Consider the following 17,049-nt stretch of genomic DNA (forward strand, 5'->3'; position numbering starts at 1 on the left):
AGACAAGTAGTGCTGAAAGCGTTACCGGCGGCGGTCGGTGTCGACGACGTCGACCCTGACCGGCTCGCCGTCCGCCAGCGCCGCAACCACAGTGCGCAATGCGCGTGCGGTCCGGCCCTGCCGGCCGATCACCCGTCCGAGGTCGTCCTGATGAACGCGCACCTCGAGGGTTTCCCCGCGGCGGTTGTTCTTCGCACTGACCTTGACGTCCTCGGGGCTGTCAACAATCCCGCGGACCAGGTGTTCGAGCGCTTCTGCCAGCAATTTACTCAGCCTCGGTGGTCTCTGCTTCGGCGGCGTCGGCGGGAGCCTCGGCAGCTTCGTCCTTCTTGGCCTTCTTGGTGATGGCTTCCGGGATGATCACGGAACCCTTTTCCGGGGTAACGAAGGCAGCCTTGGGAGCCTTGGTCTTCAAGGTTCCCTCCTGGCCCGGGAGACCCTTGAACTTCTGCCAGTCACCGGTGATCTTCAGGATCGCGGCAACCTGCTCGGACGGCTGTGCGCCGACGCCGAGCCAGTACTGGGCACGGTCCGTGTCGACCTCGATGTACGAGGGCTCTTCGGTCGGGTGGTACTTGCCGATCTCTTCGATAGCACGGCCATCACGCTTGGAGCGTGAGTCCATGACGACGATGCGGTAGTACGGTGCGCGCATCTTACCGAAGCGCTTAAGGCGAATCTTTACGGCCACTTTTGTGGTCACTCCTGTTTCTGAAACGGGGTCGAGCCCGGCGTTCTGCACCCGTGGGGCGGGCCGTACTTGGGGGTTCTAAAGGACAAGATCCAGACGCGGAGAGAGGGGCCACGCAGATCGAGTACCTGTTCATTGTGCCAGATCACCGGCAGGATTTCGACTTGACACGAGCTTGGCGCACCACCGCGCGGCCTGGAAGCGGCCTCGAGGGCCGGTCAGGACGTCCAGACGAAGAGGCCGGACCTGGTGGCGGGGTCGACGCCGGCGGCGAGCTCGGCAATCCGGCGGACGTAGTCCCGGGCCTCGTCCGGACCGAAGGGCATGTCCTCCTCGGCGGCCCAGTTGGCGGCGACATCCTCCAGGACGTCACCCTCCCCTTCGGTTTCATAGCTGAGCAGTTCCGCCAGCGTGCGGACCATTGCCGCCGGGACGCCGAGCAGCGAGTCGCTGGCCACGTCGACCATGGCCAGTTCATAGTCCGCGCCCGGGGCGTGCACGGCGACGCCGGCGAGGTCCCCCAGCCGCTCCACCTCGAAGTCGCTGATCTCCGGGATGCGGACGGCGCCCGGGGCGGCCGGGCTGCCGCCTTCCAGTGCGCCGGCGCGCTTGAGGGCTTCTTCGTGGGTGGACACAAAGAGTTCGGTGAATCCCATGCAGCTGGTCCTTAGGGTTCGGCGGTCCGCAGACCGCTGTTTTCGACGTCGCTTCAGCCTAGCCGCTTCAGCATGGCCCCGCCCCGCCCGCTGGACATGCCCTCCCCTAACCCTGAGCACTGGACATATGGCAGCTATGTCCATTCGCGACTGCGGGCACTGGGCATGTTCCGAAGTCCCGCCTGGGAACAGTGGACATGTCCCTCGCTGGCCCGGTGAACCCTACCCGGCCCGTGGACATGCCCTCCCCTAACCCTGAGCACTGGACATATGGCAGCTATGTCCATTCGCGACTGCGAGCACTGGGCATGTTCCACTGTCCTGCTGGCGAAGAGTGGACATGTCCTTCGCTGGCCCGGGGAAACCGACCAGGGCCCGCTGGGCATGCCCCGTCCTGACAGCAAGGAATGAACATATGGCAGCTACGTCCATTCCCGGCGGCGAGCAATGGACATGTTCCGGAGTCCCGGTCCCGAGCAATGGACCCAGCGGTCCCGCCGGCGAAGAGTGGACATGTCCAGCGGAAAGCTGTGCGCGCTGGACACGCCCAGCGACCAGCTTGCCTGGGGAGAACTTCTAGCGCACGGCGACGCGGATCCGGTTGCGCCACGGATCCTCGAAGCGCAGCTCGGCGCCGGTGTGGTGGGATTCGACGCCGGCAACCTTGAGCCGGTCGGCCAGGGCCGCGACGTCGTCGCCGGAGGGCACCTCGATGAGGACTTCACCCAGGCCCAGCGTGTCGCGCCGGGGACCCGCGCCGCGGCTGTTCCATACGTTCATGGCCATGTGGTGGTGGTAGCCGCCGGCCGAGACGAACAGCGCCTGGCCGTGCCAGCCCGCGGTCTTTTCGAAGCCGAGCGTGCCTACATAGAAATCATGCGCCGACTGGACGTCGCCGACCTGCAGGTGGACGTGCCCGACGCCGGCGGCGGCCTGGCGCTGGCCTGCCACGGACTCCTCGGTCAGGTATTGCTGCAGGTAGCGCTGCGGCGGCAGGGCGAGACTGTCCATGACGACGTTCTTGCCCTCCCAGGACCACGCCGCCCGCGGCCGGTCCCAGTACAGCTCGATGCCGTTGCCTTCGGGGTCGTTGAAGTAGAACGCCTCGCTGACGAGGTGGTCCGCGCTGCCCGTGAAGGACTGGGGCTCGTACTGGGCCGCGGTGGCGATGGTGGCCGCCAGGGAGTGCTGGTCCTCGAAGAGGAGGGCGGTGTGGAAGAGCCCGGCCTCGCCACGGGAAGGAAGAAACAGGTCCGGGGCAGGCGCCAGATGCACCAGCGGCTTCTGCTGGCGCCCAAGGTAGAGCCCGCCGTCCTGTTCGGCCACAGTCTCCAGGCCGAGGGCGCGCTGGTAGTAGTCGGTCATCAGCTTCATGTCGCCGACCTTGAGCATCACGGTGCCCATGGTGAGTTCGGCAGGAAGGAGGTCTTGGGTGCTGGCTTCTGCGGTCATGACAACGCTCCGTGGATTTGTTAGCCGCCGGCCTTCGGCGACTCTATATAAAGCTAAATTACTTGAAGCTTCAATTTATTCCTCATGACCGCCTGGCGCCCGGTCCACCGGCAGCCCACGCAGCACGATATGCCGGATCTGGCGGAGCGTGGCCGGATTGCTCCGCGGATCCTCGGCGGTGACGAGGACATCAGCACTTGCCCCTTCACCGATGGACTCCGCGCCGAGCCAGGTCCGCGCCGACCAGCTCGCGGAGTCGAGGGCGGCAGCGGCGGCAAGGCCGGCGGCGTGCAGGGCCTGAATCTCGTCCACGATCCTGCCATGGCTGATCACGCTGCCGGCGTCGGTACCGGCGTAGATTGCCACCCCGGCCTCGTGGGCTTCGAGGATCCGCTCTGCCCGGCGCTCCCACAGCCAGCGCATGTGGGCTGCGTAGCGGGGGAACTTGGCCGCCGCCCGGGCGGCGATGTCCGGGAACGTGGCGATGTTGATCAGGGTGGGCACGATCGGAACACCCTGTTCGAGGAAGCGCGGCAGGTGCCGCGGCAGCAGCCCGGTGGCGTGCTCGATGCAGTCGATCCCGGCGTCGAGCATGTCATCGAGGGTGTCTTCGGCGAAGCAGTGTGCGGTGACGCGGGCCCCCTCATCGTGGGCGGCCCGGACGGCGTCCTTGACCGTCCGGGCGGGAAAACTGGCGGCGAGATCGCCGGCGTCGCGGTCGATCCAGTCCCCCACGAGCTTGACCCAGCCGTCGCCCGCGCGGGCCTGCTTCCGCACGGCCTCGACGAGATCCTCCGGCTCGACCTCGACGGCCAGGCCCGGCAGGTAGCGCCGGGTCCTCGCGAGGTGCCGGCCCGAGCGGATGATCCGGGGAAGGTCCACGCGTTGCTGGAGCCAGCGTGTGTTGTGGACGGCGCCCGCGTCGCGGACCAGGAGCGTCCCGGCGTTGCGGTCCGCCAGGGCCTGGAATTCCGCGGTGTCCTCGGTAACGTCCCCGCCCGGGCCGAGGCCGATGTGGCAGTGTGCGTCCACGAGACCGGGCATGACCCAGCCGTCCAGCACGAGCTCCGGCGCGGCCGCGGGCCGGCGAAAGGTCAGCCTGCCCTCCACCGACCACAACCCGTAGCAGACCTGGTTCGCCGCCGTGAGGATGGGCCCGCTGAACTCGATGATGCTGGTCATGGCCTAAAGCCTAATCCGCATGGCAATCCGCGGGCCCAGATCATCGAGCCCCAGCTGCGCTTCGTGGATCCGCAGGGCAGCCAGCGCCTGCCCGGGCCGGGCGATTTCCTCGAACCCGCAGCCCGCGTAAAACGGCGCATTGAACGGGACGCCGGCGAAGGTGCAAAGCGTCATCCATGAATAGCCGCGGCCCCGGGCCGCATCGAGGGCCGCCTCCACCAGGGACCGTCCGATCCCCCGCCTGCCAAAGTCCGGCTGCACGGAGAGTTGCTCCAGATGGGCCTGGCCGCCGAGTTCGTCAACGCGGGCAAAGCCTACGGGCGGAGTTCCGGCGACAAGTATGAACAGCGGCTCGACCGGCGCCGTCAACTGCGGAGCCGGGAGCGGCCGGTTCCCCAGTTCCTCTATGAGGACGGCGTCTGCTGCGGCCTCGAAAGCCGGCAGCGCCGGGAGATCTTCCGGCGTCGCGGTCCGGATGCGGGGCAGCGCCTTGGGCAGAGTCACCGTGCCACGTTAACACCGCGGCCCGCCGCCCGCGTCACACTCGACGGCCGGCCGGAGGTGCGTGGTAGCTTCGTCTACGACCACACGGGTGCCCCTGCAGGGGCTGAGATCGGGCTGACGCAGCCTGCGACCGTTGAACCTGTCCGGGTAATGCCGGCGAAGGAAGTGAGTATTTCCGTGAACTCCCAAGTGACACAGCACAGCCCTGCCCACAATGAGTCAGCCCCCACTGGGCCAGCCCAGCACGGGTCTGCCCAGCACGGGTCTGCCCCAAGCCAGCCTCCGGCCCCCACACAGTCGCTGAAGTCCCACTCGCTGGCCTTCAGCACGGACCCGGAGCACGGCATCCGCGTGCCGGTGACCGAGATAGCCCTGGAACCCTCCCCGGGCGGCGTCCGGAACCCGCCGTTCCGGGTCTACCGCACTGCCGGCCCGGGCAGCGATCCCGTCCGCGGCCTCGAGCCGTTCCGCACCCCCTGGATTGAAGCCAGGGCGGACACCGAACCCTACGCCGGCCGCGAACGGGAGCTGCTCGACGACGGCAAATCGGCGGTGCGCCGCGGTGCGGCGTCGGCCGAGTGGCGGGGCGGCCGGCCGGTGCCGCGCCGCGCCGTTGAGGGCAGGACCGTCACGCAGATGCGCTACGCCCGGGACGGCGTGATCACCCAGGAAATGCGGTTCGTCGCGCTGCGGGAGAACTGCGATGTGGAGCTGGTGCGCAGCGAGGTGGCCGCGGGCCGCGCGATCATTCCCAACAACGTCAACCACCCCGAATCCGAGCCGATGATCATCGGCAAGGCGTTCCTGGTGAAAATCAACGCCAATATCGGCAACTCCGCCGTGACCAGCTCCATCGCCGAGGAGGTCGACAAACTCCAGTGGGCCACGCAATGGGGCGCGGACACCGTCATGGACCTCTCCACCGGGGACGACATCCACACCACGCGCGAGTGGATCATCCGCAACTCCCCCGTCCCCATCGGAACGGTCCCGATCTACCAGGCGCTGGAGAAGGTCAACGGCGAGGCCAATGCCTTGACCTGGGAGATCTTCCGGGACACCGTGATCGAACAGTGCGAGCAGGGCGTGGACTACATGACCATCCACGCCGGCGTGCTGCTGCGCTACGTGCCGCTGACGGCCAACCGGGTCACCGGCATCGTGTCCCGCGGCGGCTCCATCATGGCCGGCTGGTGCCTGGCGCACCATCAGGAGAATTTCCTCTACACCCACTTCGACGAGCTGTGCGAGATCTTCGCACGCTACGACGTCGCGTTCTCCCTGGGCGACGGGCTGCGGCCCGGCGCGACGGCGGACGCCAACGACGCGGCACAGTTCGCCGAACTGGACACCCTGGCCGAACTCACCCAGCGGGCCTGGGACTTCGATGTGCAGGTCATGGTGGAGGGCCCCGGGCACGTGCCCTTCCACCTCGTCCGGGAAAACGTGGAACGCCAGCAGGAACTCTGCAAGGGCGCCCCGTTCTATACGCTCGGGCCGCTCGTCACGGACATCGCACCGGGCTACGACCACATCACCTCGGCGATCGGCGCCACCGAGATCGCCCGCTACGGCACCGCCATGCTCTGCTACGTCACGCCCAAGGAACACCTCGGGCTGCCGAACAAGGACGATGTGAAGACGGGCGTGATCACTTACAAGATCGCGGCCCATGCCGCGGACCTCGCCAAGGGCCACCCCGGCGCGCACGAACGCGACGATGCGCTGTCCAAGGCGCGGTTTGAGTTCCGTTGGCGGGACCAGTTCGCGCTGTCCCTGGACCCGGTCACGGCCGAGGCCTTCCACGATGAGACGCTTCCCGCGGAGCCGGCCAAGACAGCCCACTTCTGTTCGATGTGTGGTCCGAAGTTCTGCTCCATGCGGATCAGCCAGGATATCCGGGACGAATACGGTTCAGCTGATTCGCAGGCGGCCCTGGCGCAGATGGCGGCCGGAATGCGGGCGAAGAGCAACGAGTTCCTCGCCTCGGGCGGCAAGGTCTACCTGCCGCAGCCCTCGGTGGGAGGACGCGCAGCTTCCTAGGAGGCCCGGGCGTGCTGGTGCCGGCTGACCTCGGCGATGTAGGAGCGGATGGCCCGGTCCCCTTCGGCTGAATCCTGGGGCCGGTGCCCTCCCGGCGCCGTGCGGTGCAGGGCGCCGGTCTCGCGCAGGTAGCCGGCGATTTCCTCATACAGCGGTTCCCAGCCGCCGGTCAGGACCAGGGTCGGCACCCCCGGCACGATCTGCAGCGGGGCTTCCCACGGCGGCGCCTGCAGGCGGAGCCGGCGCGCAGCCCGGAGGGCCTCCGGCGTCGTGGCCCCGGGGGCGTCCGCCGCGAACGCGCGGCGGATGAACTCCCGCTGGAAGTCGTCGTCGCTGAGGTTGTGGCGGACGTCGAAGAGCGGCTGCATCAGGGCCCGGTGCGCGGCGGTGGCCGGGAGCTCCGCGGTCAGGGACAAGCAGGCCGGTTCCACCAGGGTCAGCGACTGGACGAGGTCGGGCCGTTCGACGGCGGCCATCATCGCCGCGATCGCGCCCTGCGAATGGGCCACCACGTGGCCGCCAGCCTCGCCGCGGCCGTCGTCTGCCAGCGAGGCGAGCACGATGGCGGCGTCGGCGGCGAAGTTGGATTCGAGCGGTTCCGCGACGGCGTCAAACCCGTGCCGCCGCAGGAACAGGGCGTCGTAGTCCAGCGCCATTCCGTGCTGTTTTGGCCACGCGGCGGCGCCGAAGCTGCCGTCCCCGTGGACGAAGACTACGCGCTGCTTGAACATTGTCTAACCCTATGGCACTCCAGTGCTGATGCCGCCGGCGACACAGTGCCGGCGGCCGTCAGCACTTATGGCTACTTGCTGCCGCCGAGGAACTTGTCGAAACCCTTGGGCAGGTTCAGCTGGGACGGATCGAAGTCGGCGCCCTGCTGGCCGAACGACGCGCCGGTGGGCAGCGCCTTGGGGCCGGCGGCGCGCCGGGCCTCGGCGTCGCGCAGTTCCTGCGCCGCCTTGGCCGGGTTGCCGGAGCGGGCCTTCTTCTTGGGCGCGGATTTGGCTCCCTTGCGGGCTCCGCCCCCGCCGCCCATGCCGGGCATTCCCGGCATGCCGGGCATCCCGCCGCCGGCGGCCATCTTCTTCATCATCTTCTGGGCCTGGGCAAAACGTTCCAGCAGTCCGTTGACCTCGGAGACGTGCACGCCGGAACCGCGGGCAATACGGGCCCGGCGGGAGCCGTTGATGATCTTCGGAGCCACGCGCTCGTGCGGGGTCATCGAGCGGACAATGGCCTCGACGCGGTCGATCTCGCGCTCGTCGAACTGCTCCAGCTGCTGGCGGATGTTCTGCGCGCCCGGCATCATCATGAGCATTTTCTTCATGGAGCCCATGTTGCGGATCTGCTGCATCTGGGCGAGGAAGTCATCGAGGGTGAAGTCTTCCTGGTCGGCGAACTTCTGCGCCATCCGGGCGGCTTCATCCTTGTCCCAGGACTTCTCGGCCTGCTCGATCAGGGTGAGGACGTCACCCATGTCGAGGATGCGCGAGGCCATGCGGTCCGGGTGGAAGAGCTCGAAGTCGTCCACGCCTTCGCCGGTGGAGGCGAACATGACCGGCTTGCCGGTCACCGACGCGACGGAGAGCGCGGCGCCGCCGCGGGCGTCGCCGTCGAGCTTGGAGAGCACGATGCCGGTGAAGTTGACGCCCTCGTCGAAGGCCAGGGCCGTGTTGACGGCGTCCTGGCCGATCATGGAGTCGATCACGAACAGGACTTCGTTCGGGACGATCGCGCGGCGGATCTGGCGCGCCTGCTCCATCATGTCGGCGTCGACGCCGAGACGGCCGGCGGTGTCCACGATCACGACGTCGTGGAGGGTGCGCTTGGCTTCCTCGACGCCGGCGCGGGCGACGGCGACAGGGTCGCCGGCAGGGTGGTCCAGCTCGGTGGACGTGGCGCCCGGGTGCGGGGCGAAGACGGGCACGCCGGCGCGCTGGCCGACCACCTGCAGCTGGGTGACGGCGTTGGGGCGCTGGAGGTCGCAGGCCACCAGCATCGGGCTGTGGCCCTGGGACTTGAGCCACTTGGACAGCTTGCCGGCCAGGGTGGTCTTGCCGGCGCCCTGGAGGCCGGCCAGCATGATGATGGTGGGTCCGGTCTTCGCCAGGCGGATCCGGCGGGTTTCGCCGCCGAGGATCTCGACGAGTTCCTCGTTGACGATCTTCACGATCTGCTGGCTCGGGTTCAGCGCCCCGGAGACCTCGGCGCCGAGGGCACGCTCGCGCACGCGGCCGGTGAACTCCCGGACGACGGGCACAGCGACATCGGCGTCCAGGAGGGCACGCCGGATCTCCCGGACTGTGGCGTCAACGTCCGCCTCGGTCAGGCGGCCCTTGCCACGCAGATTCTTGAAGGTTGCTGTCAACCGGTCAGAGAGTGAATTGAACACGCGCCGTGCACTTCTTTCAGTGGATCTACAGGTGGCGGCCGGTGCGGCACGCCAGCGTCGCGACTGGTATTCGCCTGGACGAACCGCCTCGACAACAGGACTCGACTATCTAGGGTACCAAGATGCGCCTTCAAGATGGCATGCTGGCGTAGGTGACCAGCCAAACAACTGTAAAAACCCTGCTCATCCTGGGCGCTTCCGGCGATCTCACCGGAAGGCTCCTGTTACCGGGGCTTGCCCGCCTGGTGTCCCGGGGCCGCGCCGACGGCCTCACCCTGGCGGGAGCGGGATCGGACCCCTGGACGCCGGAGCAGTGGCTTGGCCGGATCGAGGAGTCGTTCGCGGACGAGGACTCCAAGGCCGACGCCCACGGCAAGCGGGAGCTCAAGCGGATCCGCAAGGAGAGCACCTACCACCAGCTCGATGTCACAGCCGAGGGCCAGCTCGCCGGGCTCCTGGCGCAATTGGAGGGGCCCGTGGCGGTCTACTTCGCCCTGCCACCGCGGGTCAGCCAGCTCGCGTGCGAGGCCCTGGCGCCGGAGGACGTGCCCGCCGGCACCCGGCTGGTCATGGAGAAGCCGTTCGGCTCCGACGAGCAGTCGGCGCGCCACCTGAACAAGACGCTGGCGGCGCTGGTCCCGGAGGACCACATCCACCGCGTGGACCACTTCCTCGGCAAGGCAACGGTCCTGAACATCCTTGGCTTGCGCTTCGCGAACACGTTCCTGGAGCCGGTGTGGAACCGGCAGAACATCGAAAAAATCGAGATCATCTTCGACGAGGACCTCGCCCTCGAAGGCCGCGCCCGCTACTACGACGGCGCCGGGGCGCTCCGTGACATGATCCAAAGCCACCTGCTTCAGATCATGGCCCTCATGGCAATCGAGCCGCCGGCATCCGTGGACGAACGCGATCTCCGCGATGCCGTGGCCACCGTGCTGCGGGCCAGCAGCATCAAGGCCCCCTACCGGCAAAGCAGCCGCCGGGCCCGGTACACGGCGGGTTCGATCAACGGCCGGGACATTCCGGACTACGCCAAGGAGGAGGGCGTGGACGCGTCCAGGGGTACTGAAACCCTCGCCGAGGTGCAGGTGGAGATCGACAACTGGCGCTGGCAGGGCGTGCCGTTCATCCTGCGTTCGGGCAAGGCGCTGGGCCAGAAACGCAAGGAGGCCGTGGTGACCTTCCGGCCGGTGCCGCATCTTCCGAAGGGGTTCACCGGTGTGGACGCCCCCAACCAGCTGCGGATCGGCTTTGGCCCGGACACGCTGCAGTTCGACGTCGACGTGAACGGACCGGGCAATGTCCTGAGCCTGGACCGGGCCACGCTGCAGGCCGAACTGAGCGCCTCCGAACTCCTCCCCTACGGTGAAGTGCTCGAGGGCGTGCTGACCGGGGATCCGCTGCTCTCGGTGCGGGCTGACACGGCCGAGGACTGCTGGCGCATCCTGGCGCCGGTGTTGAAATCCTGGACCGCCGGGCATGTCCCGCTGGAGGAATATCCGGCCGGGACCCCGGGGCCGGAGGGCTGGCCGGCCTAGATTCGTCCCGGCAGGGCCCGCGCGGATCCGGCGGTGCGCCGGAGCCGACACAGCAGCAACGACACAGCAGCACCGACCAGGCAGCAACGACACAGTGGGCCGGATACCTTCTCAGGTGTCCGGCCCACTGTGTCAGTGCCGTGTCAACGCCGCTGTGTCTGTTGGCCCTAGCGGCATGGAGCGGGGAGCAACTAGATCGCTGCCGAACCACGTTCTCCGGTACGGACCCTGACAGCTTCGAACACATCCATCGTCCAGACTTTTCCGTCGCCGGCCCGGCCGGTGTTGGAACTGGCGATGATGACATCCAGGATGTCGTCCGCCTGTTCGTCGGTGGCCAGGACTTCCACCCGGATCTTTGGCAGCAGGTCCACGTTGTACTCGGCCCCGCGGTAGACCTCGGTGTAACCGCGCTGCCGGCCGTAGCCGCTGGCTGCGCTGACCGTGAGGCCCTGCACACCGTAGGCTTCCAGGCCTTCGCGAATAGCCTCAAGCTTTTCCGGTCGGACGATTGCCGTGATCAGTTTCATGCCCCCACACTTTCCTTGCCCGTTGCGTTCTGCTTGCCGTTGGACGCGGCGTCCACCGGCACTTCGGCGGCTGTGCCTTCCTCCTGCGGCTCGCCGCCCATCGGCTTGCCCGTGATCAGTTCGTGCAGCGGCTGGAAGCTGCCGCCGTGCCCGCCGACGCCGAACTCGTAGGCGGTCTCGGCGTGCAGGCTCAGGTCCACACCGACAACTTCCTGTTCCTGGGAAACCCGGAAGCCCATGAGCTTGTGGATCGGGAAGGCGATGATGAAGGTCATCACGGCGGTGAAGACGATGGCCATCATTGCCGCGAGGGTCTGGGCGACCAGCTGCGTGGTGCCGCCGCCGTAGAACAGGCCCGCGGCGCCCTGGGTCGGGGTGGCAAGGAAGCCGATTGCGACCGTGCCGACAACACCGGAGACGAGGTGGACGCCGACGACGTCGAGCGAGTCGTCGTAGCCGAACTTGAACTTCAGGCCGACGGCGAGCGCCGAAGCCACACCGGCCACGACGCCGAGGGCGATCGCACCAAGCGGGGAGACGTTGGCGCAGGCCGGGGTAATGGCGACCAGGCCGGCGACCACGCCGGACGCGGCACCGAGGGAGGTCGGGTGACCGTCGCGGAAGCGCTCCACGGCGAGCCAGCCGAGCATGGCTGCGGCCGGGGCGGCCAGGGTGTTGATCCAGATCAGGCCGGCCTGCTCCACAGTGGCAGCGGCACCGGCGTTGAAGCCGAACCAGCCGAACCACAGGATTGCGGCGCCGAGCATGACGAACGGAATGTTGTGCGGGCGGTGGTTCGGGTCCTTGCCGAAGCCCTTGCGGTTACCGATGATCAGGACCAGGATGAGACCCGCGACGCCGGCGTTGATGTGGACCACGGTGCCGCCGGCGAAGTCGATGACCGGCGCAAACGTCTGGCCGAACCATCCATTGGCGGAGAAGAGTCCGCCGCCCCAGACCATGAAGGCCATCGGCGCGTAGACCAGGGTCGCCCAGATGGGGGTGAAGACCACCCATGCGGAGAATTTGGCGCGGTCGGCGACCGCTCCGGAAATCAGGGCCACCGTGATGATCGCGAAGGTGGCCGCGTAGCCGACCTTGAGCAGGTCGGCCGGCTCGGTGAAGTTGTGCAGGCCGAAGTGGCTGAACGGGTTGGCGAAGATCTGGTAGAAGTTGTCTTCGTTGGTCGTAGCCATCGAAGCGCCCCACAGGATCCACATGATGCCGACGGTTCCAATGGCGACGAAGCTCATCATCATCATGTTCAAAGCCGACTTGGCGCGGGTCATGCCGCCGTAGAAGAATGCCAGGCCCGGGGTCATGAACAGCACGAGTGCCGCGGCGACCAGGAGCCAAACGAGACCTGCGGTGAGTTCCATGGTCTACGTCCTCTCTTGCTATTAGGTGCGGAGTAGTCCGCCGGTCCCAACGCATTTATTTGCGTTCTAGAAAGAGTTTCGCGGGGCAGTGTTTCGCTGGCGGAGGATTTACATTGCCGGGTTGTTACAAGAACCTCCCGGACGTAAATGGTGCATCTCACACTTGTTACGGTTATGTTTCAGCGGATTATTCCCGCACTTGTTGGACCCGCCGCCAGCCCGCACCGCATCTTCCCAAGGACGAACGCATTATGAGCAAGACCTCCCGCCCCGCCGGCGACGCCGCAGCCGAGGTCCCTTCCCGGGCCCCGGGCCGTTCCCGGCTGCCCCGGGACATCAAGGTGATGCTGGTGGCGGCCTTCCTGATTGCGATCGGTTTCGGCCTCGTGGCACCGGTTCTGCCCCAGTTCGCCACCACGTTCGACGTCGGGGCGACCGCGGCGGCGGTGATTGTGAGCATCTTCGCTTTCATGCGGCTCGTCTTCGCACCGGCCGGCGGCGCCCTGATCGTGAAGCTGGGCGAACGGCCGGTCTATGTGGCCGGGCTGCTGATCGTCGCGGCGTCCACGGCCGCCTGCGCCTTCGCCCAGAATTACTGGCAGCTGCTGGTCTTCCGCGGCCTCGGCGGGGCTGGTTCGGTGATGTTCACGGTGGCGTCCATGGCGCTCGTGGTCCGGCTCGCGCCGCCGGAAAGCCGCGGCCGGGTCTCCGGGGCCTATGCCTCCGCCTTCCTGATCGGCAACGTCTGCGGCCCCATCGTCGGCGGGATGCTCGCCGGTTTCGGTTTGCGGGTGCCGTTCCTGGCCTATGCGGCGGCCCTGGTGCTGGCCGCCGTCGTGGTGCAAAGCCAGCTCAGCCATGTCCCCGCCGCCTCGCGGCAGCCCGGCGCCACGGCCCCGGCGATGGAACTGCGGGACGCGCTGCGGGACAGCGCCTACCGGGCCGGCCTGTTTTCGAGCTTTGCCAACGGCTGGGCCACCTTCGGGGTGCGGATGGCCACAGTGCCGCTCTTCGCCGTCGTGGCGCTCGGCGCCGGTCCGGAATCGGCCGGCTGGGCCCTGGCGGTGTTTGCCGGCGGCAACGCGGTGGCGCTGACGTTTTCCGGCCGGCTCGCGGACAGCCTCGGCCGCAAGCCGCTCCTGCTGGCCGGACTGCTGGTCACCGGCACCGCCACGGCGGCCATCGGCTTCACACACCAGCTGCCCTGGTTCCTGCTCGCCTCCGCCTGCGCCGGGATCGGCTCCGGATTGCTCGGACCGGCCCAGCAGGCCGCCATCGCCGACGTGATCGGCAACGAGCGCTCGGGCGGCCGCGTCCTGGCCGTCTTCCAGATGGCTTCCGACAGCGGCGCGATTGTCGGACCGGTGGTGGCCGGGCTGCTGGCGGACCGGCTGGGCTACGGCTGGGCCTTTGGGGTCACTGGCGGCATCCTGTTGGCCGCCGCCGCCGTGTGGTTGCCGGCCCGCGAAACGTTCCGCCGGCCGGCCCCGGACCGCGCCTGACCTGCGGCGTTGCCGCCGGTGGTCCGGTCCGGGCAGCAGCGCCTCAGCCGTGACCTCGTCCGGGACCGTGCACGGGACGTTGTCCAGGGCCTTCCGGTCAGCGGCGGCCTCCGCCCTTGGCTAAGCTGGGGGCACGTGCCACAAACTTCCGGAGGTAATCCCCCATGGCCAAATTCGACTCTTCCCCCGGGAAAGCCGAAAGCCCCGACCCCGCCCAACCCGCCAACCCCGGTAAGAGTGCGGGCACAAGCGCGGGAAGCAGGAAGCGCGCAGGGCTGATCGCCGGCGCCGGAATAGTCGCCGTCGCCGCAGCAGTACTGGTTCCCCTCGCGCTCGGAAACCCGACGCCGGGACCGCCGGCCGCTTCTTCCCCGGCCCAGTCGGCACCGGCGCCCGCCCCTGCCGAGGTGGGACCGACCGTCACCTATTACGCGCAGCCGGGTCCGCCGGCCGGGTCGCCGCTGGAAAAGGTTGAGCCCCTCAAGGTCGATGTCTCCAATGACCTCGTGGGCACTTCCCTGAACAAGGGCATGGCGGGAATTTCCCTGGAGGCCACGGATCTGGCCGATCCCGACCTCAGCAGCGACAACGCGACGATGGTCAAGCTGCTCAAGGAGATCGACCAGCCGGTCCTGCGTTTCGGCGGCAACGCCGTGGACCGGCGTTTCTTCTGGACCTCCAGCGGCGAGGCCGTCCCCGCCGACTACAAGGGTGACAAGACGCACCCGGTCAAGGCCGTGGGCCCGGCAGACCTGGTCCGGCTCAAGACCCTGCTGGACGCCGGCGACGCCAGGGTAAGCCTCACGGTGGATCTGGGCCACTACAACCCGGCGCGGGCTGCGGACATGGCCAAGAACGCCTCGGCGATCCTCGGCGACCGGCTGCTGAGCATCACCGTGGGCAATGAGCCCAACGGCTTTGTGTTCAACGATGTGAAGTCCGGCAGCGGCTACAGCCTGGATCAGTACATTCGGGAATTGAAGGACTACGCCAACGCGATCTATGCAGTGGCGCCGAACGTGCCCATCTCCGGCCCGGGCACCTACGACCAGAAGTGGTGGCAGCCGTTCGTCGATGCGGACCTCCCGCAGAAGAAGATCTTGACGTTCCACCACTACCCGCTCTCCAACTGTGACGGCAGCTTGCCTCAGGATTCGCCTACCTTGGCAAACGCGACGAGCCGAACGATGCACGACCGTGGCGTCGACTACCAGAAGGTGGCCCTCGCAGTGGGTCGTGCCGCCGGCCTGGAAACCTGGATTCCGGAAACCGGGATCTCGGCGTGCCCCGGTTCCAATGAGACCTCCCGTACCCACGCATCTGCGCTGTGGGCGGCAGACTATGCCCTCACCGCCGCCCAGCTGGGCATCACCCGAATCGGCTTCCACAGCTCGCTGCTGACGTGCAAGGGCGGCCCGCCCCTGTCCGCCATCTGCAGCGCCGGGGCCTACCCGTTCGGCAATGGCCAGATGTCCGGCCGGGCCAACTTCTTCGGCATCTCCATGGTGGCCGAGCTCGAGGCCGGCAAGTTCATGAAAGTGAACAGCACCGGAGGCGGCCCGACGTTCAGCTACGCGCTGCAGAACGCCGACGGCAGCACCAGCGTGGTGATCATCAACGAAAACGACCCCCAAAAGGCCGCGCAGACTTCCGTCACCCTGAACCTTCCGGGCAAACCGGTCACCGGGACCATGACCCAGCTCAGCGGACCCAGCTACGCAGCCGAGGACCAGACCGTCATCGATGGCGCCAAGACCGAGCCCACGCCCCTCACCAAGCGCGCCACGGTACCCGGCTTCGCGTTCAAGTCCCAGACGCAGGAGTTCAAGCTGACAGCCGGCACAGTGACGGTCCTGAACTTCAAGTACTAGCCACTCGAACAAAGAGTGCCCCGGCCCTGTCTGAACTCACAAGACAGGACCGGGGCACTCTTTTTGTTGCGGTGCGCGCTAGTTCAGCAGCGCATCCACGAAGCCTTCGGCCTCGAACGGCGCGAGGTCGTCGGCGCCTTCGCCCAGGCCGATCAGCTTCACCGGGACCCCGAGGGATTTCTGGATGGCGACGACAATCCCGCCCTTGGCGGTGCCGTCCAGCTTGGTCAGGACGATCCCGGTGATGTTCACGACCTCGGAGAACACCCGGGCCTGGTTGAGTCCGTTCTGGCCGGTGGTGGCGTCCAGGACCAGCAGCACCTCGTCCACCTCGGCCAGCTTTTCGATGACCCGCTTGACCTTGCTGAGCTCGTCCATGAGGCCCACCTTGTTCTGCAGGCGCCCCGCGGTGTCGATCATGACGACGTCGACTTCCTGGTCGATGCCGGCCTTGACGGCCTCGTAGGCCACCGAGGCCGGGTCCGCCCCGTCGATGTCCGACTTCACGGTGGGCACGCCGACGCGCTGGCCCCACGTGGCCAGCTGCTCGGCGGCGGCAGCGCGGAAGGTGTCCGCCGCGCCCAGCAGCACGTCCTTGTCCTCGGCCACGAGCACGCGGGCCAGCTTGCCCACGGTGGTGGTCTTGCCAACGCCGTTGACGCCGACAACCATCATGACGGCGGGCTTGTCGCCGTGGCGCTCGACGTTCAGGCTCCGGTCCATGGTGGGATCCACGAGCTTGATGAGTTCCTCCCGGAGCAGGGCCTTGACGTGCTCAGGGTCCCGCGTGCCCATCACCTTGACGCGTTCGCGGAGCGAGTCCACGAGCTGCATGGTCGGTTCGGTGCCGAGATCGGCCAGCAGCAGGGTTTCCTCGACCTCATCCCAGACGTCTTCATCGATCTTGTCTGCCGAGAGCAGGGCCAGGAGCCCCTTGCCCAGGATGTTGTTGGACTTGACCAGCCGCTCGCGCAGCCGCATCAGCCGCCCGGCCACCGGCAGCGGGGTTTCCACCGGCACGGTTTCCAGCCCGGCTGCGTCGTCCGGAACTTCGAGGGTTGGTTCTTCGAGTTCGACGCCGTCCGGCGAGGTCCGTGCCGGTGCCGGCGCCTGCGCGGGACGGTCCTCCACAAGGGTTCCGGCTCCCGGGGCCCCAACGGGGTCGTTTGCGTCACGCGGGCCGGTGTAGGTCTTGGCGCTCTTCCGGGTCTTCATGAGCACCGGGATCAGCACACCGAGGACCACCAGGACAGCGAAAATGGGCAGAATGATGGGGAGGATATCGTTCACTCCCCTAGCTTCTCAC

15 protein-coding genes and 1 riboswitch are annotated in these 17,049 nt (G+C 67.7%); of the genes, 4 read left to right on the top strand and 11 right to left on the bottom strand.

The genetic code is table 11. The features are described from left to right. Positions 1–21 precede the first annotated feature (21 nt). The 6 genes from AC1DZV_RS09370 to AC1DZV_RS09395 form a co-directional block, all read right to left on the bottom strand. Positions 22–264: an RNA-binding protein gene (locus AC1DZV_RS09370; RefSeq protein ID WP_018773450.1), complete on the bottom strand. Its 243-nt coding sequence runs from the start codon at positions 262–264 to the stop codon at positions 22–24. A gap of 1 nt (position 265) precedes the next feature. After that, the gene (gene rpsP / locus AC1DZV_RS09375; protein ID WP_026266438.1) at positions 266–691 is read right to left on the bottom strand and encodes a 30S ribosomal protein S16; all 426 of its coding nucleotides are present in this window, start codon (positions 689–691) and stop codon (positions 266–268) included. Positions 692–909: 218 nt separating this feature from the next. Continuing rightward, positions 910–1,347: a hypothetical protein gene (locus AC1DZV_RS09380; protein ID WP_459385099.1), complete on the bottom strand. Its 438-nt coding sequence runs from the start codon at positions 1,345–1,347 to the stop codon at positions 910–912. 576 nt (positions 1,348–1,923) lie between these two features. Continuing rightward, positions 1,924–2,799, bottom strand: coding sequence for a VOC family protein (locus AC1DZV_RS09385; RefSeq protein WP_476953531.1), 876 nt, complete (start codon positions 2,797–2,799; stop codon positions 1,924–1,926). A gap of 75 nt (positions 2,800–2,874) precedes the next feature. Next, complete coding sequence (locus tag AC1DZV_RS09390; protein WP_476953532.1) at positions 2,875–3,981, bottom strand: amidohydrolase family protein; 1,107 nt, start codon at positions 3,979–3,981, stop codon at positions 2,875–2,877. 3 nt (positions 3,982–3,984) lie between these two features. After that, complete coding sequence (locus tag AC1DZV_RS09395) at positions 3,985–4,485, bottom strand: GNAT family N-acetyltransferase (RefSeq protein WP_476951215.1); 501 nt, start codon at positions 4,483–4,485, stop codon at positions 3,985–3,987. Between the two features lie 74 nt (positions 4,486–4,559). Continuing rightward, positions 4,560–4,667: riboswitch (TPP riboswitch) on the top strand. Between AC1DZV_RS09395 and thiC the strand changes: the two genes are divergently transcribed. After that, positions 4,663–6,528, top strand: a complete 1,866-nt coding sequence (gene thiC / locus AC1DZV_RS09400) for a phosphomethylpyrimidine synthase ThiC (protein WP_476953533.1) — start codon at positions 4,663–4,665, stop codon at positions 6,526–6,528. It overlaps the preceding riboswitch by 5 nt. Here the strand turns inward: thiC and AC1DZV_RS09405 are convergent. Next, the gene (locus tag AC1DZV_RS09405) at positions 6,525–7,259 is read right to left on the bottom strand and encodes an alpha/beta fold hydrolase (protein ID WP_229992666.1); all 735 of its coding nucleotides are present in this window, start codon (positions 7,257–7,259) and stop codon (positions 6,525–6,527) included. The two genes, thiC and AC1DZV_RS09405, sit on opposite strands and share 4 nt — an antisense overlap. A 71-nt stretch (positions 7,260–7,330) precedes the next feature. Beyond that, a complete protein-coding gene (ffh, locus tag AC1DZV_RS09410; RefSeq protein ID WP_476951213.1) occupies positions 7,331–8,920 on the bottom strand; it encodes a signal recognition particle protein in 1,590 nt (529 codons plus the stop codon). 152 nt (positions 8,921–9,072) lie between these two features. Between ffh and AC1DZV_RS09415 the strand changes: the two genes are divergently transcribed. Continuing rightward, complete coding sequence (locus AC1DZV_RS09415) at positions 9,073–10,461, top strand: glucose-6-phosphate dehydrogenase (RefSeq protein WP_028276848.1); 1,389 nt, start codon at positions 9,073–9,075, stop codon at positions 10,459–10,461. A 191-nt stretch (positions 10,462–10,652) separates the two neighbouring features. Here AC1DZV_RS09415 and AC1DZV_RS09420 read toward each other — a convergent pair whose 3' ends face one another. Both AC1DZV_RS09420 and AC1DZV_RS09425 read right to left on the bottom strand, forming a co-directional pair. Continuing rightward, positions 10,653–10,991: a P-II family nitrogen regulator gene (locus AC1DZV_RS09420; RefSeq protein WP_028276847.1), complete on the bottom strand. Its 339-nt coding sequence runs from the start codon at positions 10,989–10,991 to the stop codon at positions 10,653–10,655. Continuing rightward, the gene (locus tag AC1DZV_RS09425) at positions 10,988–12,370 is read right to left on the bottom strand and encodes an ammonium transporter (protein WP_243177164.1); all 1,383 of its coding nucleotides are present in this window, start codon (positions 12,368–12,370) and stop codon (positions 10,988–10,990) included. The genes AC1DZV_RS09420 and AC1DZV_RS09425 overlap by 4 nt, the downstream gene beginning before the upstream one ends. 251 nt (positions 12,371–12,621) lie before the next feature. Between AC1DZV_RS09425 and AC1DZV_RS09430 the strand changes: the two genes are divergently transcribed. Beyond that, a complete protein-coding gene (locus tag AC1DZV_RS09430) occupies positions 12,622–13,872 on the top strand; it encodes an MFS transporter (protein ID WP_476953534.1) in 1,251 nt (416 codons plus the stop codon). Between the two features lie 164 nt (positions 13,873–14,036). Beyond that, positions 14,037–15,743, top strand: a complete 1,707-nt coding sequence (locus AC1DZV_RS09435; protein ID WP_476953535.1) for a hypothetical protein — start codon at positions 14,037–14,039, stop codon at positions 15,741–15,743. Between the two features lie 78 nt (positions 15,744–15,821). Here AC1DZV_RS09435 and ftsY read toward each other — a convergent pair whose 3' ends face one another. Further along, positions 15,822–17,033 carry a signal recognition particle-docking protein FtsY gene (ftsY, locus tag AC1DZV_RS09440; protein WP_476951210.1) on the bottom strand — a complete coding sequence of 404 codons (1,212 nt, stop codon included), beginning with the start codon at positions 17,031–17,033 and terminating at the stop codon, positions 15,822–15,824. Positions 17,034–17,049: the final 16 nt, after the last annotated feature.

It is taken from the genome of Arthrobacter sp. P1_D12, from assembly GCF_056406175.1.

What these genes read in the sequence shown, in the direction of transcription:
- AC1DZV_RS09380 (WP_459385099.1), bottom strand. Translation starts at nt 1,347, where the DNA reads ATGGGATTCACCGAACTCTTTGTGTCCACCCACGAAGAAGCCCTCAAG.
- AC1DZV_RS09385 (WP_476953531.1), bottom strand. Translation starts at nt 2,799, where the DNA reads ATGACCGCAGAAGCCAGCACCCAAGACCTCCTTCCTGCCGAACTCACC.
- AC1DZV_RS09390 (WP_476953532.1), bottom strand. Translation starts at nt 3,981, where the DNA reads ATGACCAGCATCATCGAGTTCAGCGGGCCCATCCTCACGGCGGCGAAC.
- AC1DZV_RS09405 (WP_229992666.1), bottom strand. Translation starts at nt 7,259, where the DNA reads ATGTTCAAGCAGCGCGTAGTCTTCGTCCACGGGGACGGCAGCTTCGGC.
- AC1DZV_RS09420 (WP_028276847.1), bottom strand. Translation starts at nt 10,991, where the DNA reads ATGAAACTGATCACGGCAATCGTCCGACCGGAAAAGCTTGAGGCTATT.
- AC1DZV_RS09425 (WP_243177164.1), bottom strand. Translation starts at nt 12,370, where the DNA reads ATGGAACTCACCGCAGGTCTCGTTTGGCTCCTGGTCGCCGCGGCACTC.
- AC1DZV_RS09430 (WP_476953534.1), top strand. Translation starts at nt 12,622, where the DNA reads ATGAGCAAGACCTCCCGCCCCGCCGGCGACGCCGCAGCCGAGGTCCCT.
- AC1DZV_RS09435 (WP_476953535.1), top strand. Translation starts at nt 14,037, where the DNA reads ATGGCCAAATTCGACTCTTCCCCCGGGAAAGCCGAAAGCCCCGACCCC.